The sequence below is a fragment of the Paenibacillus sp. FSL H3-0329 genome (assembly GCF_037963285.1).
Lineage (GTDB): Bacteria > Bacillota > Bacilli > Paenibacillales > Paenibacillaceae > Paenibacillus_AQ > Paenibacillus_AQ odorifer.
Genome location: NZ_CP150150.1, coordinates 3,763,220 through 3,790,036 on the forward strand (window position 1 = coordinate 3,763,220; position 26,817 = coordinate 3,790,036).

21 protein-coding genes and 1 pseudogene are annotated in these 26,817 nt (G+C 44.0%); 6 read left to right on the plus strand and 16 right to left on the minus strand.

Annotated features, from left to right (window positions below; translation table 11 throughout):
* Positions 1 to 56 precede the first annotated feature (56 nt).
* Positions 57 to 1,091 (minus strand): NADH:flavin oxidoreductase/NADH oxidase, encoded by a 1,035-nt coding sequence (locus tag NSQ66_RS16570; RefSeq protein WP_076141996.1) that lies wholly within the window; start codon positions 1,089 to 1,091, stop codon positions 57 to 59.
* A 187-nt stretch (positions 1,092 to 1,278) separates the two neighbouring features.
* Here NSQ66_RS16570 and NSQ66_RS16575 point away from each other — a divergent pair, with 187 nt between their 5' ends.
* Complete coding sequence (locus tag NSQ66_RS16575; RefSeq protein WP_036687626.1) at positions 1,279 to 2,160, plus strand: polysaccharide deacetylase family protein; 882 nt, start codon at positions 1,279 to 1,281, stop codon at positions 2,158 to 2,160.
* A gap of 112 nt (positions 2,161 to 2,272) precedes the next feature.
* Here NSQ66_RS16575 and NSQ66_RS16580 read toward each other — a convergent pair whose 3' ends face one another.
* Positions 2,273 to 2,929: a 3D domain-containing protein gene (locus NSQ66_RS16580; protein WP_038571518.1), complete on the minus strand. Its 657-nt coding sequence runs from the start codon at positions 2,927 to 2,929 to the stop codon at positions 2,273 to 2,275.
* A gap of 400 nt (positions 2,930 to 3,329) precedes the next feature.
* On the opposite strand from NSQ66_RS16580, the gene ppk1 reads away from it, so the two are divergent.
* The gene (gene ppk1 / locus NSQ66_RS16585; protein ID WP_036687629.1) at positions 3,330 to 5,444 is read left to right on the plus strand and encodes a polyphosphate kinase 1; all 2,115 of its coding nucleotides are present in this window, start codon (positions 3,330 to 3,332) and stop codon (positions 5,442 to 5,444) included.
* On the opposite strand, the gene NSQ66_RS16590 is transcribed toward ppk1, so the two are convergent.
* The 5 genes and pseudogenes from NSQ66_RS16590 to glgB all read right to left on the minus strand — a co-directional run bounded on the left by NSQ66_RS16590 (position 5,392) and on the right by glgB (position 13,118).
* Entirely contained in the window at positions 5,392 to 6,921 is a 1,530-nt protein-coding gene (locus NSQ66_RS16590; RefSeq protein ID WP_076103923.1) for a Ppx/GppA phosphatase family protein, read from the minus strand. The two genes, ppk1 and NSQ66_RS16590, sit on opposite strands and share 53 nt — an antisense overlap.
* Before the next feature lie 161 nt (positions 6,922 to 7,082).
* Entirely contained in the window at positions 7,083 to 7,805 is a 723-nt protein-coding gene (locus tag NSQ66_RS16595) for an amino acid ABC transporter ATP-binding protein (RefSeq protein WP_339279317.1), read from the minus strand.
* A pseudogene (locus NSQ66_RS16600) lies at positions 7,792 to 9,255 on the minus strand (ABC transporter permease subunit); the annotation flags it as partial. The gene NSQ66_RS16595 and the pseudogene NSQ66_RS16600, both read right to left, overlap by 14 nt.
* A 453-nt stretch (positions 9,256 to 9,708) precedes the next feature.
* A complete protein-coding gene (gene glgA, locus NSQ66_RS16605; protein ID WP_036687636.1) occupies positions 9,709 to 11,133 on the minus strand; it encodes a glycogen synthase GlgA in 1,425 nt (474 codons plus the stop codon).
* 47 nt (positions 11,134 to 11,180) lie between these two features.
* The gene (gene glgB / locus NSQ66_RS16610; RefSeq protein ID WP_076098785.1) at positions 11,181 to 13,118 is read right to left on the minus strand and encodes a 1,4-alpha-glucan branching protein GlgB; all 1,938 of its coding nucleotides are present in this window, start codon (positions 13,116 to 13,118) and stop codon (positions 11,181 to 11,183) included.
* Between the two features lie 216 nt (positions 13,119 to 13,334).
* Between glgB and NSQ66_RS16615 the strand changes: the two genes are divergently transcribed.
* Complete coding sequence (locus tag NSQ66_RS16615; RefSeq protein WP_076098784.1) at positions 13,335 to 14,558, plus strand: glucose-1-phosphate adenylyltransferase; 1,224 nt, start codon at positions 13,335 to 13,337, stop codon at positions 14,556 to 14,558.
* Positions 14,559 to 14,658: 100 nt separating this feature from the next.
* On the opposite strand, the gene NSQ66_RS16620 is transcribed toward NSQ66_RS16615, so the two are convergent.
* The 6 genes from NSQ66_RS16620 to NSQ66_RS16645 all read right to left on the minus strand — a co-directional run bounded on the left by NSQ66_RS16620 (position 14,659) and on the right by NSQ66_RS16645 (position 21,163).
* A complete protein-coding gene (locus tag NSQ66_RS16620; RefSeq protein WP_081382393.1) occupies positions 14,659 to 15,717 on the minus strand; it encodes a GNAT family N-acetyltransferase in 1,059 nt (352 codons plus the stop codon).
* A gap of 6 nt (positions 15,718 to 15,723) precedes the next feature.
* Positions 15,724 to 17,190: a HAMP domain-containing sensor histidine kinase gene (locus NSQ66_RS16625; protein ID WP_051491526.1), complete on the minus strand. Its 1,467-nt coding sequence runs from the start codon at positions 17,188 to 17,190 to the stop codon at positions 15,724 to 15,726.
* Positions 17,187 to 17,885: a response regulator transcription factor gene (locus tag NSQ66_RS16630; protein WP_036687642.1), complete on the minus strand. Its 699-nt coding sequence runs from the start codon at positions 17,883 to 17,885 to the stop codon at positions 17,187 to 17,189. The genes NSQ66_RS16625 and NSQ66_RS16630 overlap by 4 nt, the downstream gene beginning before the upstream one ends.
* Positions 17,878 to 19,158, minus strand: a complete 1,281-nt coding sequence (locus NSQ66_RS16635; RefSeq protein ID WP_235219555.1) for a hypothetical protein — start codon at positions 19,156 to 19,158, stop codon at positions 17,878 to 17,880. Before NSQ66_RS16635 ends, NSQ66_RS16630 begins: the two co-directional genes overlap by 8 nt.
* 34 nt (positions 19,159 to 19,192) lie before the next feature.
* Positions 19,193 to 19,918, minus strand: coding sequence for an ATP-binding cassette domain-containing protein (locus NSQ66_RS16640; RefSeq protein WP_036687647.1), 726 nt, complete (start codon positions 19,916 to 19,918; stop codon positions 19,193 to 19,195).
* Between the two features lie 90 nt (positions 19,919 to 20,008).
* Complete coding sequence (locus tag NSQ66_RS16645) at positions 20,009 to 21,163, minus strand: MFS transporter (RefSeq protein ID WP_076098793.1); 1,155 nt, start codon at positions 21,161 to 21,163, stop codon at positions 20,009 to 20,011.
* Between the two features lie 148 nt (positions 21,164 to 21,311).
* Here NSQ66_RS16645 and NSQ66_RS16650 point away from each other — a divergent pair, with 148 nt between their 5' ends.
* The 3 genes from NSQ66_RS16650 (at position 21,312) to NSQ66_RS16660 (ending at position 23,829) form a co-directional block, all read left to right on the plus strand.
* Complete coding sequence (locus tag NSQ66_RS16650) at positions 21,312 to 22,229, plus strand: helix-turn-helix domain-containing protein (RefSeq protein WP_036687649.1); 918 nt, start codon at positions 21,312 to 21,314, stop codon at positions 22,227 to 22,229.
* 36 nt (positions 22,230 to 22,265) lie between these two features.
* Positions 22,266 to 23,012 (plus strand): HAD hydrolase-like protein, encoded by a 747-nt coding sequence (locus NSQ66_RS16655; RefSeq protein WP_076141995.1) that lies wholly within the window; start codon positions 22,266 to 22,268, stop codon positions 23,010 to 23,012.
* A 109-nt stretch (positions 23,013 to 23,121) separates the two neighbouring features.
* A complete protein-coding gene (locus tag NSQ66_RS16660; protein ID WP_036687653.1) occupies positions 23,122 to 23,829 on the plus strand; it encodes a DsbA family protein in 708 nt (235 codons plus the stop codon).
* Between the two features lie 141 nt (positions 23,830 to 23,970).
* Here the strand turns inward: NSQ66_RS16660 and NSQ66_RS16665 are convergent, their stop codons facing one another.
* The 3 genes from NSQ66_RS16665 to NSQ66_RS16675 are packed head-to-tail and all read right to left on the minus strand — an operon-like array spanning position 23,971 to position 26,807.
* Complete coding sequence (locus tag NSQ66_RS16665) at positions 23,971 to 24,927, minus strand: ABC transporter ATP-binding protein (RefSeq protein WP_036687656.1); 957 nt, start codon at positions 24,925 to 24,927, stop codon at positions 23,971 to 23,973.
* Positions 24,917 to 25,903, minus strand: coding sequence for an ABC transporter ATP-binding protein (locus tag NSQ66_RS16670; RefSeq protein ID WP_036687658.1), 987 nt, complete (start codon positions 25,901 to 25,903; stop codon positions 24,917 to 24,919). Before NSQ66_RS16670 ends, NSQ66_RS16665 begins: the two co-directional genes overlap by 11 nt.
* A gap of 1 nt (position 25,904) precedes the next feature.
* On the minus strand, positions 25,905 to 26,807 hold the full coding sequence (locus tag NSQ66_RS16675) for an ABC transporter permease (protein ID WP_080742512.1): 903 nt from the start codon (positions 26,805 to 26,807) through the stop codon (positions 25,905 to 25,907).
* Positions 26,808 to 26,817: the final 10 nt, after the last annotated feature.

Sequence of the window (26,817 nt, forward strand, 5' to 3'; positions counted from 1 at the left end):
TAAGATTGCCTTAGAAGGAGCATAAAATCTGTGACAAACTTCACATTGAAAACGGTCTAGCCTCTTTTCCAAATCCCACGTTCATAAGGTTTAGGTACATCATGTACGCCACCAAGCGCTTCTTCAGCATGTAAAGCCCAATAAGGATCACTTAACATCCCACGGCCAATAGCTACAAGCTCCGCCCTTTTTTCTGCAATGATGGACTGTGCCTCAGAATAGGCTTCAAGCCGTCCTACCGCAATTACTGGCACTTGTAATCCACTGCGAATATATTCTGCCAGATCTGCTTGGTAGGCTGGGCCCGCATTAGGTCCACCATTAGAGCCAATGGGCCCTTCACCACCTGAAGACACATGGAACATATCCACTCCAGCATCCTTATATCGGCGGCAAAACTCCAGGGCATAGGCAGCATCATATCCACCATCAACATATTCTTTCGCGGATACCCTCATGATCAAGGGCATATCTACTGGCACTACTTCTCGGATTGCTGCAACTACTTGTTCTCCAAAAAGTGCAGGATCTTGTCCATATTCATCCTCTCTGAGGTTGGACAGAGGTGAATGAAACTGGTGAATTAAGTAACCATGCGCACCATGAATCTCCACAGTATCAAATCCTGCCTCCACAGCTCTACGAGCGGCATCACGAAAGGCTTCTATCATCTCAAGGATGCCTTCCTTAGAAAGCACCTGTGGCTGCTTAGAACGAGCATCAAAAGGAATTGCAGAAGGTGCAACCGGCGGCTCAGCATCGACCGCTTTACGTCCGGCATGCCCTAGTTGAATGGCTATTTTTGCTCCATAGGCATGTACACTATCTGTGAGCTTACGATACGCCTCTATATGCGTATCACTCCAAATCCCTGTATCCCGGTTCGTTATTCTACCGTCCGGATGTACTCCAGTCATCTCGACAATGATTAGACCAGTACCTCCAATAGCACGGCTTACATAATGAACAAAATGCCAATCATTGGGGATGCCATCCTCTTTATCCACCGAATACTGGCACATAGGTGGCATAACAATACGATTTTTCAGCGTTAAACCCTTCAATTCATAAGGTGCAAACAATTCTGACATCCTTGTCCCCATCCTTCCACCTGTCTATAATTGGCCCGGGAATATCCCGTTCTATTTAGTATACACGCATTAGTGTGTGCAAGAAATCTTTACCAGAGACCTTGAAGAAACGGCATAAATTCATCCTTCAATGGAGATAACAATGAAGAATATGGTGATGATCAGGTAGTAAAGGAGGCATTTGGGGATGTATGATCAACGGAGAGTCCAGAAACTGCTAGTAGTATTAGGATCAATCATTGTCCTGCTATTTCCAACCTCTTCAGCAGAGGTTGCTTCAGCTCCAGCTCAGAATCAGAAGTCCTCACAGGATCAAATTAAAAGTACGCAGACCACTGACGAAGACAAGGCGATATCTGCGGGAACTTCTACTACAAATAATTCAACGAGCAGCAACAATAAGAACACTAAGGGCTTGTCTCTGAGTCAGCTATTACACAAATATCCCGAGACCTTTAAGACCAGCGGTCCTCGGAATAAAGTCATCGCCTTAACTTTTGACGATGTGCCTGACCCAAGGTTTACACCCCAATTGCTAGATGTTCTTAAAAAATATCATGTCAAAGCAACCTTCTTCGTGGTAGGAAGCCGAGCTGAGAAACATCCTGCTCTAGTGAAGCGGATGATTAGAGAAGGACATGCTATTGGAAATCACTCTTATGACCATCCTCAGTTTGTGAAGCTGAAGATGCATGATTTCAGATCACAGATCATTGAGACCGAGAACATTATTCAAACCTTGGCCGGATATAAACCTCGCCTGATTCGTCCACCCTATGGAGATATCTCTGAGCAACAATTGAGATGGGCAAAAAATCATGGTTATAAGCTCGTAAATTGGAATGTGGATTCGTTGGACTGGAAGGGACTTTCCAAAACTCAAGTTAGAAATAATATCTTAGCTAATGCAGGAAAAGGAGCAATTATCCTTCAGCATGGTGGAGGTGGGCCGGGTAGTGATCTTAGTGGAACGATTCAGGCTTTACCTGAGGTAATCACGATTATGCGTAAACGCGGCTATTCTTTCGTTACCGTGCCTCAATTGCTGCAGGTCTCTAAAAATAAATAAATAAATAAATAAATAAGAAACGGAGGCAGCCGCTAAGGACTCCCTCCGTTTCTTATTTAACCTATTTAAAACCATTCCATATCTCTGTATAAATCTCTATATTTTTAGCTAGCTATTTAACAATGTATAATTGTACATATTGATAACCAAAATCCGCTACAAAGCTTTGGCTGCCTGGAATAAAGATATCGATGCGGTTTCCTTTAATGGCACTTCCCATATCGGTTGCAGTAGCCAGAAAAGCTTCTTTAGGCAATCCTGAGTGTGAATGGCCGGTAACCAACACTTTTGTTCCAAGAGGAATTACACTTGGATCAACCGCAATGGTTCCTAGCTTAAGTGGGTTTCCAAAATAATCAACCGCACCCCAGCCTCCATTCTCACTAGCCGCTGAGGAATAAGCAGAAGCCTTAACTTGTATCGTTTTCTCATAGTTAAATGACTTGCCCCATGCTTCAACTGTTTTTGATTCTGGAGTAACATTCAGGCTTGGGGTAAGCACTGGAGTTTCTGTCGTAGCTACAGACTCTGCTTGCATTTTACTAGGGATCGTTATTTTAAGTCCATCGTAAATATTAAGAGCTGCAACGTTTGGATTAGCTTTCATTAGATCATTAACACCGACATTGTATTGTTGAGAAAGAGTATAGAAAGTATTGCCTTCCTTTGCAATATGAACGCTGTCTGCAAAAGCAGGAGCGGTGTGCAGCAATGCACTAATTCCCATAACTGCAGCAAGGGTTTTAATGGTTCTGAACTTGTTCTTCATAAATGCCTCCTCTTTAGATGGGCGTAAGCGGTATGACTTCCGTATACGCTCGTGTACATTTCCTGTACTTATGTACATCTTGTGTGATGTCCTGATGTATTGTTGTCTTTTGTAAAACTGACAGGACTTAATATATCACAATTTTGTAACCTATGCGTATGTAATTGTTACCATTCTGAAATAACATGTTTAATTATTGTCTTTGATCCGCTGATTAGTTAACATAATTTTCATTATGTTAACTAATCAGCGACAATCATATCCTATTATATAAGATAATTAAATAATATTCTTTGAGATTTTACATAGATTTAACATTTCGTGCCTCATCCAATAGTAAAATGATAGAATATGATAAATAGATTTGAGATACAGACATCGAAGCATATTTGGAGGTCCCATGAATACAGAAGAGATTAAAAACAACCAAAGCAGTCCAGCCACTGCTTACCTCAATAGGGATTTGAGCTGGATCGAATTTAACCGCCGTGTACTCAAGGAGGCGCAGGACCCTGATAACCCTTTAATGGAACGTGCCAGATTTCTGGCAATCGTCTCGAGCAATCTGGATGAATTCATAAGCGTTCGCGTAGCGGGAATTCAAGATCAGATCCGGGCGGGTTATACTAAAAAAGATTTCACAGGCTACACCCCTTCCGGGCTGTATAAACGCCTCATCAAACGCGTAACCAAAATCATTGCCGATCAATACCGGACATTCCGTGATATTTCGCGGAGTTTGCATAAAGAAGGCATCGTATTTGTGGATTATAAGGATCTTACCCATGCCCAAGAGCAGTCCATAGAACAGTATTACCGAGATATCATCTATCCTGTACTTACGCCAATGGCTGTTGATCAGAGCCGGCCGTTTCCACTCGTGCACAGCCAGTTTATCTACCTAGCTGTTGTTCTTACTCGTAAGAATGGCCTTGAAGAGGAGCCTTATTTTGCTATCCTGCAAATTCCTTCGAATCTGCCAAGATGTATCCCTCTTCCACACCGCTCTAATAGTAAGAAAAGACAATTTGTATTTATTGAAGATGTGATCCGCCATCACATTCAAACCTTATTCAGCGGTTACGAACCTGTTGCGGTTAGTGAGTTTCGTTTGACTCGTAACTCAGATCTTACTATCGATGAGGAAGGTGCCGAGGATCTGCTGGAAGAGATCGAAAAAGAGCTGCGCAAGCGTCGTCGCGGGGTGCCTGCTCGTCTGGAGGTACAAAAAGGTATCCATCCCTATGCTCTTGAGCAGCTACAAGCTGAATTTGAGCTGGAGGACTTCGTATTTGAAATAGAAGGTCCGCTCGATCTGGGCTTTCTTCGTAATTTTGCCGGAAGCTTAAAAGGTTTTAGTTACTTGAACTATCCACCTATTGAGCCGGTCTACCCTGCTGAATTTCAAGAAAACGAGGATTTCTTCGAGGTGCTGCGTGAACGGGATGTATTAGTCTACCACCCTTACGAGTCTTTTGATGCGATGACAGACTTTATCATTCAAGCTTCAGAAGATGAGCAAGTGATGGCTATTAAAATGACCTTATACCGCGTCAGCGGAAATTCTCCACTTATCACTGCACTAGCCAATGCTGCGGAGTCTGGCAAGCAAGTTACAGTGGTTGTAGAGTTAAAAGCCCGATTTGATGAGGAACGGAACATCGCTTGGGCACGCCAGCTTGAAAAATCAGGCTGTCATGTCGTTTATGGTCTGATCGGACTCAAAACGCATGCCAAAGTGACCTTGATTGTCCGCCAGGAAGGCCCTGAACTGCGTCGTTACGTGCATGTAGGCACAGGAAACTATAATGACAGTACAGCCAAGGCTTACACGGATCTCAGTCTATTCACCGCCCAAAGCGATATCGGACTGGATGCTTCCGAGCTGTTTAATCAAATGACTGGATATTCGGCTAATTTTGACTGGCATTCCTTCATTGTAGCGCCAACGAATATGAGCTTATCCCTGCAAAAGCTAATGATGCGTGAAGCTGAACATGCGCGGGCAGGCAGACCCGCACGCATAATCGCCAAGATGAACTCACTCTCTAATCAGCAAGTGATCGACGATTTATATGGCGCAGCCCAAGCCGGTGTCTCCATTGACTTAATCGTGCGAGGGGTTTGCTGCCTACGTCCGGGAATAGAGGGCTTAAGTGAAAACATTACAGTACGCAGTATCGTAGACCGTTTTCTGGAGCACTCCCGGATCTATTATTTCGAAAATGGCGGCAAACCTGAGGTGTATTTATCCAGTGCCGACTGGATGACTAGAAACCTAACCCGCCGGATTGAGCTGATGTGTCCTGTCAGAGACAGCGGCATCCGTAAACAGATCGTCAAGATTCTAGAGTTGTCTCTACAAGATAATGTTAAAGCCAGCTTCTTGCAGGCTAATGGATATTACGAACAACCAGACGACAAAAAGGCCCCTTTCCGGAGCCAGTTTGCTGCAATGGATGTTACACGTTGGAAGGGAAGCCGAGTTTTACCTTCACCGCCCAAGCATTCTTAAATGCTTTTATCGCGTTCTCAATGTCCTCTAGGCCAATTAGCAGTGACGATGCGCCCTCTAAGTCCAGATGAAGCGTATTGCCGTGCAGATTGGCCTTCAGGCCGCTTACAATTCCAATCTCCGTGCTGTCCAGCGCAATGCTAAGCTGGACAAGCGATCCGAGCTTATGAATCCACTCTTCGTCGGATGGCAGCAAAATGTCCTTATGTTGTTGGGACAATTTCTGCTTCCGGCTTTTTGTGCTGTATGAGGCAATCATAGCGCAAAGAATAAGCTGACGGTGGGTAAGTCCACGAATCGGTGAATTCATCAACCAATACAAAGTATGTCGTTTGGATTGGTAATAGTTAATATTCGTTCCCGTACGATGCAGCATGATGGACACATAGATTAACATCTCGTGCTCTGCTCTATTCGATTCATCTTTAAATGCGTCAAACAGGCTGAGCGCTAGCTTGTTGATATGATCTAAATACCGTTTAGAGGTATGAATATCAAAGCGAATAATCGTGTTTAAGCTATATTCTAAAGCACTATCACGCACTGGCTGCTCCGGCTCCAACAGATCATGCAGCAAACCTTCTCTGAGTCCCTCCCCGCTGATCACCGCCTCACTCGCCCCAATATACTGATACACCGTATGGAAAATAATCAACCCGGATACAATGATATCCGCCCGACTCTTAGATAGTCCTTCTAAATCCTTACGTTTTTCGTAAGGCATTGAAGGTAGGGTGTTCATAAAGTGCTCGATCGTCTCACTGGTCATCGTATAGCCATGGGAGTTAGGCAATGAGTATGCTCGTGTCTTCTGATCCAGCTTCCCTAAAGAACGAACCGTCCCTCCTAAACCGAATAAAGGAAGACCAGCTTTAGCATTTAGCCAATCATGCTCAACCAGCCTGCCCAGAACAAAGGTCTGCAGCTTGTGAATCTGCTCATCGCTCCAATTCCCACCTTGACCAAACATTAGATTGGTATTTACTGCCCCGAACGGGAAAGAAATGCTATGTTGATAACGCCGCTGACAAAAAAGAGTGATTTCAGTACTCCCGCCACCAATATCAATGACATAACCATCCTCTACATTAAAGGCATTAATAACACCCAAGAAGCCATAATATGCCTCCTGGTGGCCACTGATCACCTCAATCGGAATGGAAGAGGATTGTGACAAAAAGCTTATTATTTCGCTTGAGTTAGCTGCATTACGAATAGCTGCCGTTGCACCCGCCCGAATGGTTTCCACTGCAAAAGCATTGCAGATTTCCTTAAACTGCCGCAAGACCGGAACAATCGTTTCCATGTCCTTTTGTTCCAGTCTATTCTCCTTCGTAATCTTCTCACTAAGGCGAGCGGAGTACTTACACTCCTTGATGATCTTATAGCCTCCTTCGCGCGTTGTATCATAAATTACAAGACGAATGGAGTTCGAACCAATATCAATAATGCCTATCCGGCGTAGATCATCTCTCATTATGTATGTACTCCTTTTCCTGTTGATTGACTGACCATCTATTATACATGGTTTACATAAATAAATGAACTCAGTCCCAGCGATATATCCCCACATTACCCTCAGGACCCTATAACAAAACGGCCACCGGATACTTGTCCAGGGCCGTTTTGACGAATTCTTTATAATACTTTACTTAAAAAATCCTTAGTCCGAGCATGTGTAGGATTACCAAATACTTGTTCAGGAGTACCCTGTTCAACGATTACCCCGCCATCCATAAACAGAATGCGGTCACCCACTTCACGGGCAAAGCCCATCTCATGTGTAACAATAACCATTGTCATTCCGTCTTCGGCAAGCTTTTTCATAACCTCAAGTACCTCTCCTACCATTTCCGGATCAAGCGCTGAGGTAGGCTCATCAAAAAGCATCACATGCGGCTGTATGGCTAATGCACGAGCAATCGCAATCCGCTGCTTCTGTCCACCGGACAATTGAGCTGGATAAACATCCTTTTTATCTTCAAGCCCTACAGTCTTGAGGAGCTCCATTGCGAATTTATCGGCCACAGCCTGTTGCTGTTTTCTTACTTTAATCGGTGCGAGTGTAATGTTTTGCAGAACGGTTTTGTGCGGAAAAAGGTTGAACTGTTGAAAAACCATCCCCATCTTCTCACGCGTTGCATTGATATCATGCTTCTTTGAGGTGATCGATTCCCCTTCAAAAGTGATCTCTCCACCTGTAGGCTGCTCCAATAGATTCAAGCAACGCAGAAAGGTACTTTTTCCCGAACCACTGGGCCCGATTACAACGACAACCTCACCCTTTTTAATCTCCAAATCGATTCCCTTGAGAATCTCCAGCTTTCCATAATGCTTCTGCAGGTTCTTAACGGCGATCATCGGTATTCAGCCTCCTTTCGAGTCTACCTAGGATCTTGGAAAGCGTAAATGTTAGAACAAAATACATAAAGGCAGCAATCACGAGTGGTGTCATACCATCATACGAAATCGTTGTAACCGTACGAGCTTGAAACATCAAATCCGTTACTCCGATAAATGAAATAATTGATGATTCCTTGATAATGGTAATGAATTCATTACCGATTGCCGGAAGTACACTTTTAAGTGCCTGAGGAAGTACAATATGACGCATTGTCATCCCTTGTTTCATTCCAAGTGAACGTGCGGCCTCCGTTTGTCCACGATCGACACCCTGAATTCCGGCGCGAAATATTTCTGCCAGATAAGCAGAACTGTTAATGGAGAGTGTAATCGCCCCGGACTGAATCGGAGTAAACTCAATCCCAAACGTCGCCAGCCCGTAATGGATGAGAAACAGTTGCACAAGCATTGGAGTGCCCCGCAAAAATTCAACCCAAGCAGTGGCTAAGAAACGTAACACTCTCCATTTTGACATCCGTAGTAGAGAGACGATAATCCCAAGAATGAAGCCAAAAAAGACACCAAGAACAGCAAGAAGCAAGGTATATTGTAATCCAGTCAAGAAAAGATCACGATAATCATAAGCCATTCTAAATAAAGTAATATCCAATATCTTATCCCCCTATCTCCAAAAAAATAGAAAATAGCAAAGTTCTGCTATTTTCTGTAATACACATACAATTTACTTCAGCAGACCTAAAACAATATCCATTCCTTACTTCGTGCTTTCAGCAAGCTCACTGGCTGCCGCTACATATTCATCAATCTTACCTTCTGATTCTAGACGTTTAAGTGTTGCATTTACTTTATCTAGAAGCTCTGTATTGCCTTTTTTAATACCAATTGCGTATCCATCATCTTCTACTTCAGGCTTAGCATCGGTAATTACAAGACCCGCTAAATTCTTAACAAAAGATTTGGCAACAGGTCCTTCAATAATTGCTGTATCGATACGGTTAGATTGCAATTGCAGAACGATCTCGGAGATTTTACCAAGAGAAGTGATCTTTGCGCCTTCAATCTCTTTGGCGATTTCTTCTTGAATAGAGCCTGTCTGTACACCAATTTTGGTGCCCTTCACCGCGTCCATAGTAGCGTATTTATCTTTATCTGCTTCGCGCACTACAATAGCTTGCTCTGCTTTGTAATAAATATCTGAGAGTTCAACCGCTTTTTTGCGTTCTTCAGTCGGGCTAAGACCGGAAATCACCATATCTACACGTCCACTGGACAATTCGTTAAGCAGTGAATCAAAAGGCAGATCCTTAACTTCAAGCTCAGCGCCCATGTCAGCAGCAATTTCCTTAGCGATGTCGATATCGAAACCTACGATAGTATCTTTTCCGTCCACTACTTTATGGAATTCGTACGGAGGAAAATCTGCACTTGTTCCCATAATCAGCTTTTTAGTAACTGCACCGGAATTTGCATTACCACTAGCAGCGGTATCATTATCATTTTTATTTTGACCGCAGCCTGAGAGCAGACCTACCGCTAATACCATTCCTAAACTAAGTTTACCCCATTTGTTCATTTCTATATCTCCCCTATTCATATGAAAAAATCTAAGTTGACCCAATGACTGACTTATTATAAATCAGAACGCATGAATATGCAAAGGCATAATTGTGACAATAACTTCCTTTTAATGGATTTCTATGAGGGTAATTCTATAATACACAACTAAAAAACCGTTTTTATTCACGATGAAGCAAGATTTATACATTTTTACTATCCCCTATACTAGCTAAATCATTCGATTATTCATTCCCTTCTGTCATAAAAAAAGGACTGCTCCCAGAGTATTTACCATACTCCCGGGTGCAATCCCTTATTAACCCATTACAGAATTTGTTAAACTTTATCTTGTTATATCATCATAGATATCCATGTACTGCTGAGCGGATACATTCCAGCTATAATCTCCCGCGAATGCATTTTTTGTGATCTTTTTCCAATGTTCAGGCTGCTTGTAAAAAGAAAGTGCCCGGCGCAGCGTAAACATCATATCGTGAGCATTATAATTGCTGAACGTAAAGCCATTGCCTTCACCGGTTTCTTCATTATAAGCGTGCACAGTATCATTGAGGCCACCTGTCTCACGTACAACGGGTATGCTACCATAGCGCAAAGCGAGCAGCTGACTGATGCCACATGGCTCAAACTTGGACGGCATAAGGAAGATATCGCTGGCAGCATATATTTTACGTGAGAGTGCATCATTAAATAGGATCTGTGAAGACAGCTTTGTCGGATAACGCCATGCTGCTTCCTTGAACCAACGCTCGTAGGATTCATCACCAGTTCCAAGCAGCACAAATTGAATATCATCGTGATATAGCAGCTCATCCAGCACTCGGGTAAGCAGATCTAAGCCTTTGGAGTCCACAAGACGCGTGACCATAGCTACCATTGGGATATTAGCATCTACGGGTAATCCCAGCTCTTCCTGCAAGGCTACTTTGTTTTCCGTCTTCTTGGTTAAATTGGAACGATAACGGGTGACAAGGCTGGAATCTGTCGCTGGATTATAACTTTTAGTATCAATGCCATTCACAATCCCACTTAAAACATCTGACCGTGCGTTCAACAAACCATCCAGGCCGTAACCATAATAAGGTGTGCGAATCTCTTCTGAATAGGTCGGACTAACGGTCGTGACCCGATCACTGAATACAATCCCGCCTTTTAAGAAATTCACATTACCATAGTACTCCACACTACCAAAATAACTGCTATCCAGACCTAACAGCTCTCCAAGTACCTCATAAGGAAACACTCCCTGATACAACAGGTTATGTATTGTAAATACACTCCGCATTTCACTGTAAAATGGATTGTGACGATAATGCCCCTGTAGGAGCATTGGAATTACGGCCGCGTGCCAATCATGGCAATGCAGAACATCAGGCTGGAAATCAATGGCCGGCAGACACTCCAGTACTGCACGATTATAGAACGCAAACCGTTCACCATCGTCCATATAACCATAAATTCCATCACGCCCAAAATAATACTCATTGTCGATAAAATAAACGGGGATACCCTCATAGATAATGCGTTCAATTCCACAGTATTGTTTTCGCCAGCCAATTGGGACATACACTTCCGTTAAATGCTCCATTTGAGCGGTGAACTTATCAGGAATCCCACGATATTTAGGCAAAATCACTCGTACATCTACCCCGGCAGCCTTCAGCGCTTTAGGTAGTGCTCCAATGACATCGGCCAAACCACCCGTTTTGACAAAAGGATGGGCTTCAGCTGCGGCAAATAAAACTTTCATGATTATTTCCCCCTTAAACTGTACGGATTCTCTATTCGTACTTAGATCTATAACTCTTTTGCCTCTTTATTCTTACCCATTCGTGACGTTTTTTTAAACACCAGGAAGCTAAGGGGCGGAAGAGTCAGCTCTATGCTGTTCACCTGATTGTGCCATTCCAGCTTAACGCTCTTTTGAGGGACATTGTGCAATCCGGAACCGCCGTACTCTACATTTTCGGAGCTAAAGAACTCTTCATATGTCCCAGCCCGTGGCACGCCTATACGATAATTGTGCCGTTCTACCGGTTGGAAATTGATGACAATAAGCAGCGTATCTCCTGGTTTCTTCCCTCGGCGTATATACGAAATCACACTTTGATCATTGTCATCTGCATCAATCCACTGATAACCTTCTTGAGCATGATCCAGCTCCCACAGCGCTTTTTCGGAGCGGTACAGTTTATTAAGTGCAGCCGTGTATGCAAGCATACGACGATGGCTCTCATAATCCAACAGCAGCCAGTCCAGCTGCTCCTGATCCTTCCATTCGATAAACTGACCGAACTCTCCACCCATAAACAGAAGCTTTTTACCGGGATGTGAGATCTGATATCCCAGCAGCTGTCTGAGCCCTGCAAACTTCTGTTCATAAGCACCTGGCATTTTGTCTAACAAAGACTTCTTGCCGTGGACAACCTCGTCATGCGATAGCGGCAATGCGTAATTTTCGGCATAAGCATAACATATTGGGAACGTAAGTAAATTATGATGATAAGGGCGCCCACCAAAATCATGTTCTATGTAGCCTAGCGTATCATTCATCCAACCCATATTCCATTTGTAATTGAAGCCAAGGCCTCCTTCATGCACTGGTGCAGTAACCCCCGGCCAAGCACTGGATTCCTCCGCCATCATCAATGCTTTTGGGAAATAATGAAAGATAGCCTTGTTCAGATTCTGGATAAATTTGATGGCTTCCAGATTCTCCAATCCACCGTTAACATTCCGCCGATATTGATGATCCCGCTTTTCGAAATCTAATCGAAGCATACTGGTAACCGCATCTACACGCATTCCGTCGATATGATAATACTCAAACCAAAAAAGCGCATTAGAAATAAGAAAAGAAGAAATCTCCGGCTTACTGAAATCAAACGAAAGTGTCCCCCAGCCTGGTTTTTCAGCTAACATTGGATCGGCATATTCATAAAGTGGCGCTCCATCAAACATACGTAATCCGTGTGCGTCTTTGGCAAAGTGAGCTGGAACCCAATCTAAAATCACACCGATACCTGCCTGATGCAGCTGATCGATCAAATACATCAACTCATGGGGTTCGCCATAACGGCTGGTTGCCGCAAAATACCCCGTCCCTTGATAACCCCAGGATAGATCGTATGGATGTTCTGCCAGCGGCATAAATTCCACGTGTGTATAGTTCATCTCCACCAAATAAGGAATTAAGAGCTCGCTCATTTCCCGATAGGTGTAGAACTCTCCATCTTCTTTTTGACGCCAGGTACCGAAGTGCATTTCATAAATGTTCATTGGTTGTTGATAAGGCGCTTTGCTTTTCCGACGCCATGCTGCATCTCCCCATCGGTAGCCATCCAGTTCTGCTACTACCGAAGCCGTTGCCGGTCGAACCTCGGCTTTGAAAGCAAAAGGATCCGCTTTTAGGAAACTTGATCCATCTGAGGCAAGAATCCTGTATTTGTAAAAAGTTCCCGGCTGTATTCCCGGAAAAAAACGACTCCAAAATCCTGAATCGGGTATCTTATATAACGAGTCCACGCCCTGTGTTCCGTCCCAATCATTATGATCACCAGCTAGTCCTACATATGTCGCATGAGGAGCCCACACGGTAAAGCGCACACCGGTAACGCCTTCTTCAGCGGCAGTGTGTGCACCCAGCAAAGAATAGCTGCGATAATTGGTGCCCTCATGGAACAGATAGATATCAGCAGCTGACGGAAGGGTCTCGATTTTTGCTTTTTCAGCCAATTCTACACCACCTTTTTCAATGTGCTTGTACCTATTACCTTACCCGAATATTACCATTTTGAAAATGTTTTGATGTTAAAAGAAAAGATTTTCTGATAAAGAAATATTAATTGTAATTTTTCTGTTTACAAAGCAATATATTTCACCTATGTCGTTTCAAGCGCTTGTCGTAAGTTTATATTACAAGCATTGACAAAATAATGGGAGGGATAACAAATGAACAACAAAAAAGATTGTATCGCCATGTTATTGGCAGGAGGGGAAGGCCGCAGATTGGCTCCCTTGACTTCCAGTATGGCTAAGCCTGCAGTCCCTTTCGGTGGACAGTATAAAATTATTGATTTCCCGCTAAGTAACTGTGTAAATTCGAACATTGATACAGTAGGTGTTCTGACACAATACGAAGCTGACTCTTTGCATAATCATATCGGTGAAGGCGAGCCTTGGGGCTTAGTTAGTCAAAAGGATAAAGGTGTCACATTGCTTCCTTCAGGTGTTGAAGGCAGAGACAGTTATACAGGAACTGCTGATGCGATTTATAAAAACATTGACTTTATTGATAGCCGCAACCCAGAACATGTGCTCATTCTATCCGGTGATCATATTTACCATATGAATTACCGTAAGATGCTGAATTATCATATTGAAAAAGGAGCAAAAGCAACTATCTCCGTAATGGAGGTTCCTTGGGATGAGGCTAGTCGTTTTGGAGTAATGAACGTAAACGATGATCTGAAAATTTCCGAATTTGCGGAAAAACCTAAAGTACCAAAAAGTAATCTTGCTTCAATGGGTATCTACCTGTTCGAGTGGGCTTATCTGAAGGAGCACTTGTTGCGGGATGCAGCTAATCCTAATTCCAGCCATGACTTTGGTAAAGACGTTATTCCTACCATGCTGGATCAGAATGATGATTTATTCGCTTACCGTTTCAAGGGTTACTGGAGAGATGTAGGTACAGTCGGCAGTCTCTGGGAAGCACATATGGACCTTCTGCAAAAAGACAATGGCATGAAGTTAGACAAGACTCATTGGCCTATGTATAGTCGGGTTCGCCGGAATAAGCTTGCAGTTCATAAACCACGTGTACAGATCCCGTCAACGGACTCTCTCGTGAATGAATCCTGCTCCCAAGAAGGTAGTCTACAACGTTCTGTAGTCTTTAATGGGGTAGAAATCGGTAAGATGAGCCAGATCAAACAAAGTGTTATTATGCCTGGAGCTCGCATTGGTCGTGGAGTATTGATTGAGAATGCCATTATTGGTGAAGGGGCAATCATTAAGGATGGCGCAGTCATCAAGGGAAGCATAAATAATATCGTTGTCGTTGGACCACATGAGACTGTGGCTGCCAAGCCGGCGGTCCGAAACCAACCTTCCCGTCTGTTTCAGGATGTGTATGAGAAGACAGGACGTTTGCGTGAAGTTCTTCCTTCATAACAACCATTATATAGAAAAATACTTTATATAAAAAGGGGCTGTTGTCCTGGTCGATCATGACCAGAGCAACAGCCCCTTCGGTTGTACAAAATTAATGATTTTATGAATTACGGCTAGCCGTCCATTCTCTGTCTAATATGCTCATTTCCACACAATCTACATATTGCTCACCGAATAAAGCGGACTCACGTTGAACACCCTCCCGCTTAAAGCCAACAGCTTCATAAGCTTTCAGGGCAGCTGTATTGAAATCGAAAGCGCCTAGAGACAGACGATGCAGGTCCAGACCTTCAAATCCAATTCGAAGCATTTCTTGTATCATCCGTTTACCAATGCCTCTACCTTGAAACTCAGGGTCCACTACTACCCTGCCGATACGTGCAGAACGATTAACCCGGTCAATGGCTGAAAAGCTAATATGGCCCACTACCTGCTGCGTAGCTTCCTGAATTGCACAGAAGATAAGGCGATCGGATAAGCCTGGATGATTAGCATCCGTTAAGTATTTAACAAGCTGCTCATCGTCTAAAGGATAAGTAAGCGAAGGTCCTGCCCACTGCTTCAGATACTCTGGAGAAACACTCCAGCGCTTTAAGTGTTCAAAATCAGATTCTGATATAAACCTGAGGATCAGACGGTCTGACTCAGCACTCTCCTCAAAATGTTCATATAAGTTCACTAAACGACCATTTCCCATATCGTTAGTGCCCATGTAGTGAAAACCCATGCTCTGATAATAACGATTGAGCTTAATGTTATGTGCCACAGTGTCAAACCTAAGACTCTTACAGCCTAGATCTTTGGCTAGAACTACTGCATATTTAAGCATTTGCTGTCCAAGTCCTCGGCCGCGGTGGGAGTCTTTCACAGCCAATCGGTGCAAATAAGCGTAGGACTTATCATTTTTACTGCCCCAGTACTGTGGATCACTGAATTGCAACGTGAACATGCCAACTACAGCCCCATCGTCAAGGGCTAAATAAACATGTCTGTCAGCGAAATATCCTGCAATATCGGTCTCATTAAATTGTCCGGGTGTCCATTGGTTAATCCCGTTACGCTCCATCCATTCTGCCGCTTCTTGCAACAGCCTCAAGATGTCGTTAACCCGATCAGGCTCTCCACGAACTATACGGATCGAATTCTTCGTTATCCCCATCTCAGGTCACGTCTCCCAATCATCTAATTCAGGAAAGGTAGCTGTAATTTGAGTTACCTCATCTGAGTTAACTTCCGGCTGTGGTTCAGTAAGAGGCAAGATGACGGTTACTTCCGTTCCCTTTCCAAGCTCACTTGCCATATCAAGTGTCCCATTATGAAGTTCTACAATCTGCTGTGAGATCGCTAACCCCAAGCCTGTTCCTCCATTAAGTGCATCCACTTGAAAGAAACGGTCCTTAACTCTGGAGATATGCGCTTCACTAATCCCTATCCCGCTGTCTCGTACCATAATCGCTGTTTCTGTAGCAGACAGCCTCTTTGCTGACAATTCAATACTGGAATCTTCATGTGAGAATTTCACTGCATTGTCTACCAAGTTCAAAAATACCTGTTTTAAGCGATTGGCATCCCCTTTAACAAAGATCGCGTCTTCACATTCCAGCAGCAGATGAATTCGTTTCTTTTCCGCTTTAGCCCAAACATTCAGTATCGTCTCTTGTAGCAGTACCTTTACATCTACAACCCCAATCGACAGCTTCATTTGGTTCTGCTGCAGCTTAGAAAAGTCGAGAATTTCCTCCACCAGCCCAATCAGGCGTTCACTTTCTTTGGAAATGATGCTGACTCCAAGTTTTGTCTCCTCCGGATCATACCCGCCGGAAACTAAAGTTTCACTCCAGCCCTTGATACTTGTAAGAGGTGTCCTCAGCTCGTGAGAAATGGACGAGATAAAATCATCCTTAATCTGATTGCTGCGCACAATTTCCTGAGCCATATAATTCAGCGTTGAAGCCAAATCACCAATCTCAAATTTATAGTCTCCCTTAATCCGTACGTTGAATCTCCCCTTGGCCATCTGGGCTGAAACTGCCGTAATATTATTCAGCGGCTTCACAATCGAATTGGCCAGTCCGAAGCTAAACCCAACAACTACAGCCATAACAGCTGCAGCAATAGCAGTAGACAATAAGGTAAGATTAAGCAAATCATTATTGATTTCTTCTAGTGAAGTAATATACCTTAGGACATACTTATCCTGTCCATGAATCTGCAGCATTTTGGAAACCGCCATTACGCTCTCATTCGTGCCTGCCTGACGCCCTACCCAGCGTCCAACGCTGCCGCCAACGGCTTCTGGTACATCACTGGTCGTAATGGTCCGATCCGGCTGAAAGCCAGTGGAACTAGTGATGATATCCCCATTTAGCGATAAGATTTCCAGCTCCGTCTTGCTCAATGAGAACCTCTCCAGTACTTCTTGTAGCAGATAGATGCTATTATCGCTTGGTATCATGTTCTTTTGAAAAAACGACTCTGAAACAGAAATGTGATTTTTAATCTTGCTGTATACACTGTCATAATAATATGTTCTGATGGCCAGCAGGAAGATAACTTCTACGAGGAGAAGCGCCAAAAAAACTACAAGAATGTAGTGCAGAACAATCTGTCTGCGCATCCCCTTCTTAATCATTGTCCTTGGCCTTTCCATCTATATCCGTGCCCCCATACAGTCTGCAAAAATTCCGGTTCCGAAGGATTGTTCTCAATCTTCTGGCGTAAGCGCCGGATATTTACATCTACAATTTTGGGATCACCCATATACTCCTTGCCCCACACATGATCCAACAGAAGATCGCGGCTAAGTGGAGTGTTTTCTTTTTCAAGAAAGAATTGAATCAGAGAGAACTCCGTAGGCGTCAGTTCAATGGCTACATTATCACGTTTGAATTGTTTAGTAATAAGATCCAAGCTGAAAGGCCCCGAATGAAAAGAAACCTTGGCCGACTGTTCACGATGCACATTTACTCGGCGCAGCAAAGATTGAATACGCGCAATTAGCTCCGTTGGGCTAAATGGCTTACTAACATGATCATCTGCACCTACGGACAAAGCGTAAACTTTATCCTGCTCCTGAACCTTGGCGGTAAGAAAAATAATTCCCAAGCGTTCATTAGTCTCCCTAATCCGTCTACAAACTTCAAATCCATCAATGCCGGGAACCATAACATCCAATAACGCAATATCAATATCAGGTATAGTGGTTAATTTATGCAATGCTTCATTTCCGTCAGCAGCCTCCAGCACTTCGAACCCATTACGCTTCAAATTAATGACTATGAAACTGCGAATGGACTCTTCATCTTCCAATATCAGAACTTTACTCATCTATTCCCTTCCTTTCAATAGGGGAGGCAATCTTATTGCTTCCTTCTTTTGTTGTACTTTGTTCTAGCTCACCACGGTAGCCGATGACTTTATCTGAATCCCGCCCAAGCAGCTCCCAGCCTTCATTCTTAGCCTTATCCCATTCCGAAGGAGAAAAGAAGGAAACCTCAGCAAACGTCTCTCCGGTGTCGGTCATGATGAACTTAAGGTTTTTATCCAGAACAGATTTCGTGTCAATACTTACCTTTCCATGCAGCTCTGGATCAAAATTAATAGTAAAGCGATCCGATGGATCACGATATAGCTGGACTGCAAAGGTTAGGCCATCTTTTCCATCCCATTTATAATAGGAGGTGAAATAAGGAATATCTGCGGGGTCGAAATACTCCCATCCTTTTGGCGCTTCAAGCAATCCAACTTCAATAATGCCATCATGATCAATATCTTCGCTTGCAATCAGACGATCTTTGTAAGTCCTCGTATCACCTGGCAAAACCACGCGCAGCTTGTTATGCTCCATAAGAACAATTAAACTGTAGGCGGATTGGAAATCCACCGAAGCGTCCAATACGATTCCTTCTTTATCTTTGGCAATCTTTCCTGCGACAATATTGTAATAATTAAAAAAATACGGATCGATATCCTCGATCTTATCGAGCACCTTAAAGCCATCATTGTACTGATAGATCGAAATGGTTGCAAATTCATTTCTTTTAAAATAAACAACGGTGATGTCTTCAATTCCATCCTTGTTAAGATCATCAATCATATATTTGGTGTAAGGAAGTGAAAGCACTTCTTCCAATGATCCGCTGGAATAGCTATACACGACGAGGCCTTTTTCTTCCCCACGTGAATAACCTGTAATGATATTCAGCTTCCCGTCACCTGTCATATCTTTCAGATCGACGGACTCCAGCATAGTTCCATCCCCATCAAAAACAAGCTTTTTGACCCAGGCATCTCCTTGCTTCTCTAAGATCATCCCGTGAATCTCTACAGCTTCGCTTGGCGTTCTATAGAACACCAACGACTCCATAATTCCATCGTTATTGAGATCCTCTGTGAAAATTGAGCTCTCATCATTAACCGGACGGATCAACTCCGTACCCGCTGGAATATGTGAATTAATAGCAGCCATAAGTGTTGCTTTGTCAGCAGACAGCTGCGGAGCTTTCATCTTCGAAACGGGATCACTGATGAAAGTACAACCCGAAAGTACGGATAACGACAGTGTTGCAGCTGCCAGGCACCTAAGACTTTTTATACTCAACCTCATCACTCTTTTCCTTATCCGTGTCCGAACTTTACAAATTCGCGCGTTCCTGAGACGTTAATCTACGTCCCTTTATATCATGCTTAATTCGTCCATCTTCTAGTACCCATATACGTGAAGCGAAACGTTCAGCCAGTTCAATAGGCAGCACCGTCACTACGGTAAGCCCCGTCTCTTTACATAGTCTGCGCAAAGTTTCCAATACACTCTCTGCCGATTTGGGATCAAGACCCGTAACCGGTTCATCCGCTAGAATTACTTTGGCACCATGAGTTAATGCTCTAGCAATCGCTACACGCTGACGTTCACCACCGCTTAGCTGGCTAGTCTTCATCTTCGCTTTATCTAGAAGTCCAAGGGCATCTAATTCATCCATCGCACCCATATAATCATCTGAACGAACCATCCCTGTAACCATACGCCACATTGGCGTCTGTGCGGACTGGCCGATCAGCACGTTTTTCAGCGCTGTTCGGTTAGGATTGAGCTCAGCATTCTGCTCCAGGTAAGCCCACTCCCGGCGAATTTTTCTTTTTCCGGAAAAGGCACTCGCCATAATATCCGTACCGTCCACTCTAAAATTCCCTCTGTCCCACTTCTCTCGCAGCGCTAAACAGCGTAATAAAGTGGTCTTACCGCTCCCACTCGCTCCAAGTATGGCTACGAGCTCACCCGGCTCTAATTGAAATCCTATATCCTGCAGGACCGGATTTTTATCTTCCCCAACTGCCTTGGCTAAGTGTTCAACTGTGATCATAGTTCAGCCTCTCCCTGTCTTCATCTATAATCTATAGTGTACTCTGAATGTGAGTTCAATTTCCATGCGAGCACTCGTTCTTATCTTACCTCAATTTCTAGGTTGTGGCGAGAATAATAACCCAAGCAAGCCGAACACGATATATAAACCACCCATCAGGGCAAAAATACCGCCGCTTAAGCCCACTTGCAGCAACAAACCACCAATGCCGGGCCCAATAATACTGCCAATACTAAAATGGAAAGAAGCAACCACATTGGCAGCAGGCAGTAGATGTCGTGGCAAAATATCCGCGGCCAGACTTAGCCCTAATGAGAAAAAGGAGCCCACTAGTCCTCCTGCGATCATCAGAAGCACCATTGTCAACGTAAAATGGTCACCTGCCAGCGGCAACATAGTGAAGGCGATCCCGCCTCCGATCCCGGCAATAATCAGTACCCGCTTGCGGCCAAACTGGTCGCTCCACAGACCTAATGGAAACTGCAGAAGCAGTCCTCCGACCCCCGCAAAAGGCAATAATGCTGCAATTTGATCTGTGCTGTAACCGATACGCAGACCATATACCGGAAAGCTGCTATTTAAGCTGGCTTCCATAAAGCCATATAAAAGGGCTGGAATTAAAGCGAACCAGGCTAAGCTGTAACAACGACCGAAACGGCGAACCTGACTTTCACCACTCTCCGCTTTATCTGGCCGGGAATCCGGCAGAATTGTAGTCACAAGAATTAAGACTAACAAAAATAGAAATGCGAGAACAATAAAAGGCACGGCCTGTCCATAACGCAGCAGACTTATCCCAAGTGGCCCTAAGCTAAAGCCCAGACCATAGGACATGCCATATAGTGAAAGATTACGTCCGCGATGCTCGGCAGGTGTCATGAGTAGAACCCAAAGCTGGGCCCCGTAATTAATCGCAGCATCGCCCACACCCACAAGCAGACGCAATACAAACCATACCTTGATCCCTGTAAAAAAGGGAAACATGAGCAAGCTTACTAAGACTAAACTAATCCCACCAGCTATCAATTTTTTAAATCCAACCGCTCCAAGAACACGTTCAGCAATCAAGGTCATCCCAAATGATCCTATGTATAGGGCAGCAGCATTCAGTCCGTTCAGTGACGAGGAGACTCCTTTTTGCTCCAAAAGAATGGATAGAATGGGCAGCAATAGCCCTTGGCTAAGCCCCGCGGCTATAGTAGCTGTAATAAGAATCATGAAAGTCATTTTGCTATTACTTCGTATAGATACTTTAAGCCGGTCTGACACGGATGATATCCCCCTATAATAAAAACAATGATGTAATGGCAAACACCGAACATTATAGTGGACAACCTTCTTCAAAACAAGAGATAATATGTAGAAGTTACGGATTTCTGGGGGTGCATGTTACATGGATTACGAATTAAAAATCGACGTATCGCCGGTTTATGAACTGCTGGACAGTTTTATGATATATGTAACCAGAAAATGGATCTCCAATTTGGACCTCGGTCCCCACTGGGTAAGTGATGTGGAAGATCGCATTACTCCTCATAAAGTAACAGCTCTCATGCAAGCTGCGGAGTGGCCATTTACGGATTATGATGTGTTATATGCTTGGGTTTACAGCCGAGGGCCCGCAACGTCAGTACTGCATTTCCTGGATGATCTGGATTCAGCTTCTATAGAAGAGTGTTATCAGCAGATCGCACCGTTAATTCATGATTTCACCATAGATGAAGCTTCCCGGATCAAGAGCAGCTATAGTCCGCTTCTTAGACTCTGGTATGAGCAATATTTCCGTCATGTTGAACACAAGATTTTACCGTTATTAATTGAAGATGCCTCTGAGAAAAAAATGCTGGAAAGCAAAATGGATCCTATTTCTTTAATTGAATACGCATCCGGTGGTGTAGTTTTCGAGGATATACGGGATCTTAAGACTATAGTATTATTGCCTACCGTTCATAATCGACCAATCAACACCTACTGCTTCTACAAAACTATGGTGATTGTACAGTATCCTGTAGATGTGCCATTGGAAGATGAAAATGAGCCACCGATGGTGCTATTGCGCATGACCAAGGCGCTGTCAGATCCAACCAGACTCCGATTGCTTCGGTATGTCGCCCATGAACCCAAATCTTTATGGGAGATGCAGTCCGATCTAAATCAATCCAGAGAAATGCTTATGCATCACCTAATGATCCTACGCGTAGCCGGTTTACTCCGTATCCATCTTCGCGGGGAACAAGACGAGCGCTTCAGTATCCGTCCAGACGGCGCTTCTGAGCTTCAAATGTTTCTAGAATCTTATATTCACCTATAGAACACTATACAGATACAGATCCAAGGAGTGAGAGATATGAAATACACAACTCAACAGGTAATTTTCGATCTAGATGATACGCTGGTTCACTGCAACAAGTATTTCGATTTAATTTTAGGTCAATATTTCGAGCTCATGACTGATTGGTTTAATGAATTTGGCCCAAGCACCAGTGAATTACGCAGCAAGCAAATAGAAATTGATGTTGATACCGTCAACACGAGTGGCCTGGCCAGCGACAACTTTCCCAAATCCTTAATCGCCACCTACCGTTATTTCTGCGGCAAATATAACTGTCCGACAGATCGCTTTCAAGAGCAGCAATTACACAAGCTCGGCCTAAGTGTCTATGACCAAGAAATTGAAGCTTACCCTGGCATGGTTGAAACACTCGATACGCTGAAGCAAGAGGGTCACCATTTATTCTTGTATACTGGCGGGGACGACACCATTCAGCAACGTAAAATTGAACAAATGAAGCTGGATGCTTATTTTGACGATCGTATCTATATTCGGAAGCATAAAAATGTTGAGGCACTTGAAAATATTTTGGCTACCCAAAGCTTTGACCGCAAACGTACCTGGATGATTGGCAACTCGTTACGTACAGATGTACTTCCCGCAGTTACCGCAGGCATTAACAGTATCTACCTGAAGCAACAAAATGAATGGAGCTATAACCTTATCGAGCTGGAGCAGGAGATGCAGCAAGCCGTGATGACTATTTCGTCCATCCACGAGGTGCCTCCTGTCATTCGCTCAGCCGCTAAATTCAAAAACTAATAATCTAGCTACAACGTTACGTAGCATTGTTACAAATGACATATCTACACTACCTACTGGATGATTATACTATTTTTATAGTATTCCTATATTGTCTAGGAGGTGAGATATGAATAAGAAAGTGTCAGCTAAACAATCTCAGACCAAAAGACCTTTGCTTCCCATGATATTAGGTGTCGTTGTTGTAATCCTTCTCGCTGTAATTGTTTTCATCTTAAGCAATAAGACTGATGATACAGCAGATCTACCCAACTACACCGACGTAAAGGGAAGCATTGTTGTTGATGGGCTGAAATATGAGAAGCAACCTCATCTTGGAAGTCCTGATGCCAAAGTTAAAGTTATCGAATTCGCAGATTTCAAATGTCCCGCCTGCAAAATGTGGACTGAAAAGTATCTGGATACTTTTATTAAAGACTACGTGGATACCGGAAAAGTGGAACTTTTTTTCATGAACTTTGCATTTTTGGACCGGGACTCTTATCTTGCTGCTAGCGCCGGCGAAGCCATCTACAAGCAAAGCAACGAGAAGTTCTGGGAATACCTTCATAAGCTGTACGCTAATCAAGGCGATGAGAGCGAAATTTGGGCCACTCAGAAATTCATTCTAAAATTCGTTAAGAATAACATCGAGGGCATTGATTACGCTCAATTTGAAACAGATCTCAAGAATCATACCTACATGTTCGATGTAAAAGAAGACTTTAAGATCGCTGGTTCCTACGGAGTGAACGGTACTCCTAAATTTATGGTGAACGGAGTACTGCTTCAGGATTCTTCCTATGAAGGGTTAGCAGCAGCGATTGATAAGCAGTAAGCAGATTTTAACTGCGCCCTATAAGCTGTTCACTTTGAAAAAAGCGACCTTCTTATAGGGCTTTTTTGTGTGTATGAATTAAAAAAGATGACTTCTGTGATATACAGAAGTCATCTGCTGATTACTTAATTAAGCCTCTGCTTATTCTACCAAATGACACACGGCACTATGGCCTTCTGACACGATTTTCCGTTCAGGCTTGACAGCCATACATACATCCGAGGCAAAAGAACACCGCGGATGAAAAGTGCAGCCTCTTGGTGGATTGAGCGGTGATGGCACCTCGCCTTGAATCGATACCATCTGCTGCTTCTGCTCCACACTATCCGGAATCTTCAAAATCGAATTTAGCAGGACCTGCGTGTAAGGATGCGTAGGTTTCTTGAACAATTCATCCGCCGGAGCTTGCTCAACCACCTCTCCTAAATAAAGAACCGCGATATCATCACTCAAATACTCCACTACTGCCAAATTATGCGAAATAAAGATATAAGTCAGGTTAAATTCCTTCTGCAAATCCTTTAGTAGTTGAATGACTTGAACCTGAATAGATACATCCAATGCGGACACCGGTTCATCACAAATAAGCAATTTAGGATTCAGTGACAACGCTCTGGCAATCCCAACCCGCTGCAATTGTCCACCTGACAGTTCATGCGGATAAGCGTATTGGACTTCAGAAGGCAAACCGACCCGCTCAAGAAGTTCGATCACACGCTCATGCCGGCTTACTTTAGTTCCGATTTTGTGGATAGCCATTGCATCTTCAATAGCGTCTCCTACCGTCATTCTCGGACTTAGGCTCGCCTTGGGATCCTGGAAAATAATTTGCATATCCCGGCGCATCGCCCGCAGCTTCTCTTTATTTGCCTTTGAGAGCTCCACGTCCTCAAAAAATATTTTTCCTTTGTCAGATTCGAGTAGACGCAGAACCATTCGCCCTAAGGTTGATTTTCCTGAGCCACTCTCCCCAACAAGCCCCAGTGTTTTCCCCGCTTCCAGGGTAAAAGAAACATTCTCGATGGCATGCAGCTTTTTTCCTTGTACCCGAAAAGTTTTTGAGACATTCTCTACGCGCAAGAGCGGATTATTGGGCATAGGAAGCGACCTCCTCAGCATGATGGCAGGCGATCTGATGATCGGTGCTAAAATCTCGAAGCTTGGGAACCTCATTCTGACACCGCTCAGTTGTATAGAAGCAACGATCGGCAAATGGGCAGCCGGTCAATGTCTGTGTAAGTGTCTTTGCCGTCTTTGGAATAGGCATTATTTCTTTTCCCTTGTGGCCCACTTCGATAATGGAGCGTTTCAATCCAAGTGAATAGGGATGCGCCGCCTCACTTATGAACTTGTCCGTAGTGGCTTTCTCCATGATTTGGCCCCCGTACATCACGATGATTTTGTCACAAAAGTTGGTCGCAAGGCCAAAATCATGCGTTACCATCACTACGCTCATCCCATGTTTTCTGCGCAATTCCTGCAATAGTGCAAGAATCTGCATCTGCACAGTGACATCAAGCGCGGTTGTTGGCTCATCGGCAATCAATAATTGCGGTTCACATGCCAAAGCAATAGCAATCATGATACGTTGGCGCATACCCCCGGAAAATTCGTGAGGATAACTTTTAAACCGTGATTTGGGATCCGGAATCCCCATTTCATGCAAGAGCTGAATGGTTCGGTCAAAAGCTTCCTTCCGGTTTGCATATTGATGCGTCAGCATGGCTTCCATTATTTGATCCCCGATACGCATGATCGGGTTCAAGCTGGTCATCGGATCTTGAAAAACAACGCCGATGTCACGTCCACGAATATCTTCTAATTGTTTGGGACGCATTTTAAGTAAGTCCTTACCATTAAACTGAGCTGTCCCCGATGTTATTTTTCCATTTTCGCGAATGAGCCCAATTGATGACATCAATGTAACGGACTTGCCGGAGCCACTTTCACCAACAATCCCCAAGGATTCATTTTCATTGATTGAAAAACTAACGCCGTTTACGGCATAAACTTCATCTTCACTGCGGGAGAACTTCACATGAAGGTCATCAATAGAAAGTAGCGGTTCACCCATATTAATTGCCTCCTTTCGGACTGAATGCTTCCTGGAGACCGTCTGCTACAAACAGAAACGAAAGCAAGGTTATTGCAAAGATACCTGCCGGAAAATACAGCAGCCACGGAAAGCCGAGAATATTCTCACTGGCTTGAGCAATCATACTCCCAAATGAAGGGATTGGCGGCCGAAGCCCCATGCCAAAAATACTTAAGCCTGCAATCTGGATGAGATCACCGGGAATCCCGAAGGCAAGAGAGACACCCATACTGCCGATAACATTCGGCAACATATACCTTCTAGCAATATGCGCCTGAGATGCGCCTAACGCTCTTGCCGCTTCCACCATCTCCCCGTCCCGCATACTCAGGACCAGACTTCGGATCAAGCGCGCATACCCCGCCCAGCCCGGAATTCCAATCGCTAGAATCAAAGATAAATACCCACGTCCCAGCATAATGACTAATATCAAGGCGAACAAAAATCCCGGCAAGGTCATCATGAAATCCACAGCACGCATAATAATCATATCGGCAATTCCGCCGCGCAATCCGGCCCATAAGCCCAATATGATCCCGATGATGAAGCTGACCAAAGTCGCGCCAAAGGCAATAATCAAAGCGCTTCGAACACTGAACAAGATCTGGCTGAACATGTCATGCCCCACATTATCCGTGCCAAAAATATGCTGCCATGTCGGCCCTTGATTGATGGCCAAAAAATCTCCCGTGCGATAATCATACGGAGCCACCCAAGGTCCGATAATCCCCGCGATCAAAAAAAGGACAACCCAGACCAAACCAATAACGGCAAGACGATGTCTTTTAAATCGCTTCCAACCTTGATAAAACTGGGATCTCTGAAGATTCTTTTTTCTCTTCAAAGCTACATCCGATTGAGTTGCTGCAACTGTGCCAGCCAATTGCTCCCCC

Excerpts from the sequence above, each read along its gene's own strand:
- glgA (WP_036687636.1), bottom strand. The coding sequence starts at position 11,133 with ATGAAAGTTTTATTTGCCGCAGCTGAAGCCCATCCTTTTGTCAAAACG.
- NSQ66_RS16650 (WP_036687649.1), top strand. The coding sequence starts at position 21,312 with ATGGATTACGAATTAAAAATCGACGTATCGCCGGTTTATGAACTGCTG.
- NSQ66_RS16620 (WP_081382393.1), bottom strand. The coding sequence starts at position 15,717 with ATGGGGATAACGAAGAATTCGATCCGTATAGTTCGTGGAGAGCCTGAT.
- NSQ66_RS16580 (WP_038571518.1), bottom strand. The coding sequence starts at position 2,929 with ATGAAGAACAAGTTCAGAACCATTAAAACCCTTGCTGCAGTTATGGGA.
- NSQ66_RS16670 (WP_036687658.1), bottom strand. The coding sequence starts at position 25,903 with ATGGGTGAACCGCTACTTTCTATTGATGACCTTCATGTGAAGTTCTCC.
- NSQ66_RS16655 (WP_076141995.1), top strand. The coding sequence starts at position 22,266 with ATGAAATACACAACTCAACAGGTAATTTTCGATCTAGATGATACGCTG.
- ppk1 (WP_036687629.1), top strand. The coding sequence starts at position 3,330 with ATGAATACAGAAGAGATTAAAAACAACCAAAGCAGTCCAGCCACTGCT.
- NSQ66_RS16625 (WP_051491526.1), bottom strand. The coding sequence starts at position 17,190 with ATGATTAAGAAGGGGATGCGCAGACAGATTGTTCTGCACTACATTCTT.
- NSQ66_RS16665 (WP_036687656.1), bottom strand. The coding sequence starts at position 24,927 with ATGCCCAATAATCCGCTCTTGCGCGTAGAGAATGTCTCAAAAACTTTT.
- NSQ66_RS16630 (WP_036687642.1), bottom strand. The coding sequence starts at position 17,885 with ATGAGTAAAGTTCTGATATTGGAAGATGAAGAGTCCATTCGCAGTTTC.
- NSQ66_RS16660 (WP_036687653.1), top strand. The coding sequence starts at position 23,122 with ATGAATAAGAAAGTGTCAGCTAAACAATCTCAGACCAAAAGACCTTTG.
- NSQ66_RS16615 (WP_076098784.1), top strand. The coding sequence starts at position 13,335 with ATGAACAACAAAAAAGATTGTATCGCCATGTTATTGGCAGGAGGGGAA.
- NSQ66_RS16640 (WP_036687647.1), bottom strand. The coding sequence starts at position 19,918 with ATGATCACAGTTGAACACTTAGCCAAGGCAGTTGGGGAAGATAAAAAT.
- NSQ66_RS16570 (WP_076141996.1), bottom strand. The coding sequence starts at position 1,091 with ATGTCAGAATTGTTTGCACCTTATGAATTGAAGGGTTTAACGCTGAAA.
- NSQ66_RS16575 (WP_036687626.1), top strand. The coding sequence starts at position 1,279 with ATGTATGATCAACGGAGAGTCCAGAAACTGCTAGTAGTATTAGGATCA.
- NSQ66_RS16590 (WP_076103923.1), bottom strand. The coding sequence starts at position 6,921 with ATGAGAGATGATCTACGCCGGATAGGCATTATTGATATTGGTTCGAAC.
- NSQ66_RS16595 (WP_339279317.1), bottom strand. The coding sequence starts at position 7,805 with ATGATCGCCGTTAAGAACCTGCAGAAGCATTATGGAAAGCTGGAGATT.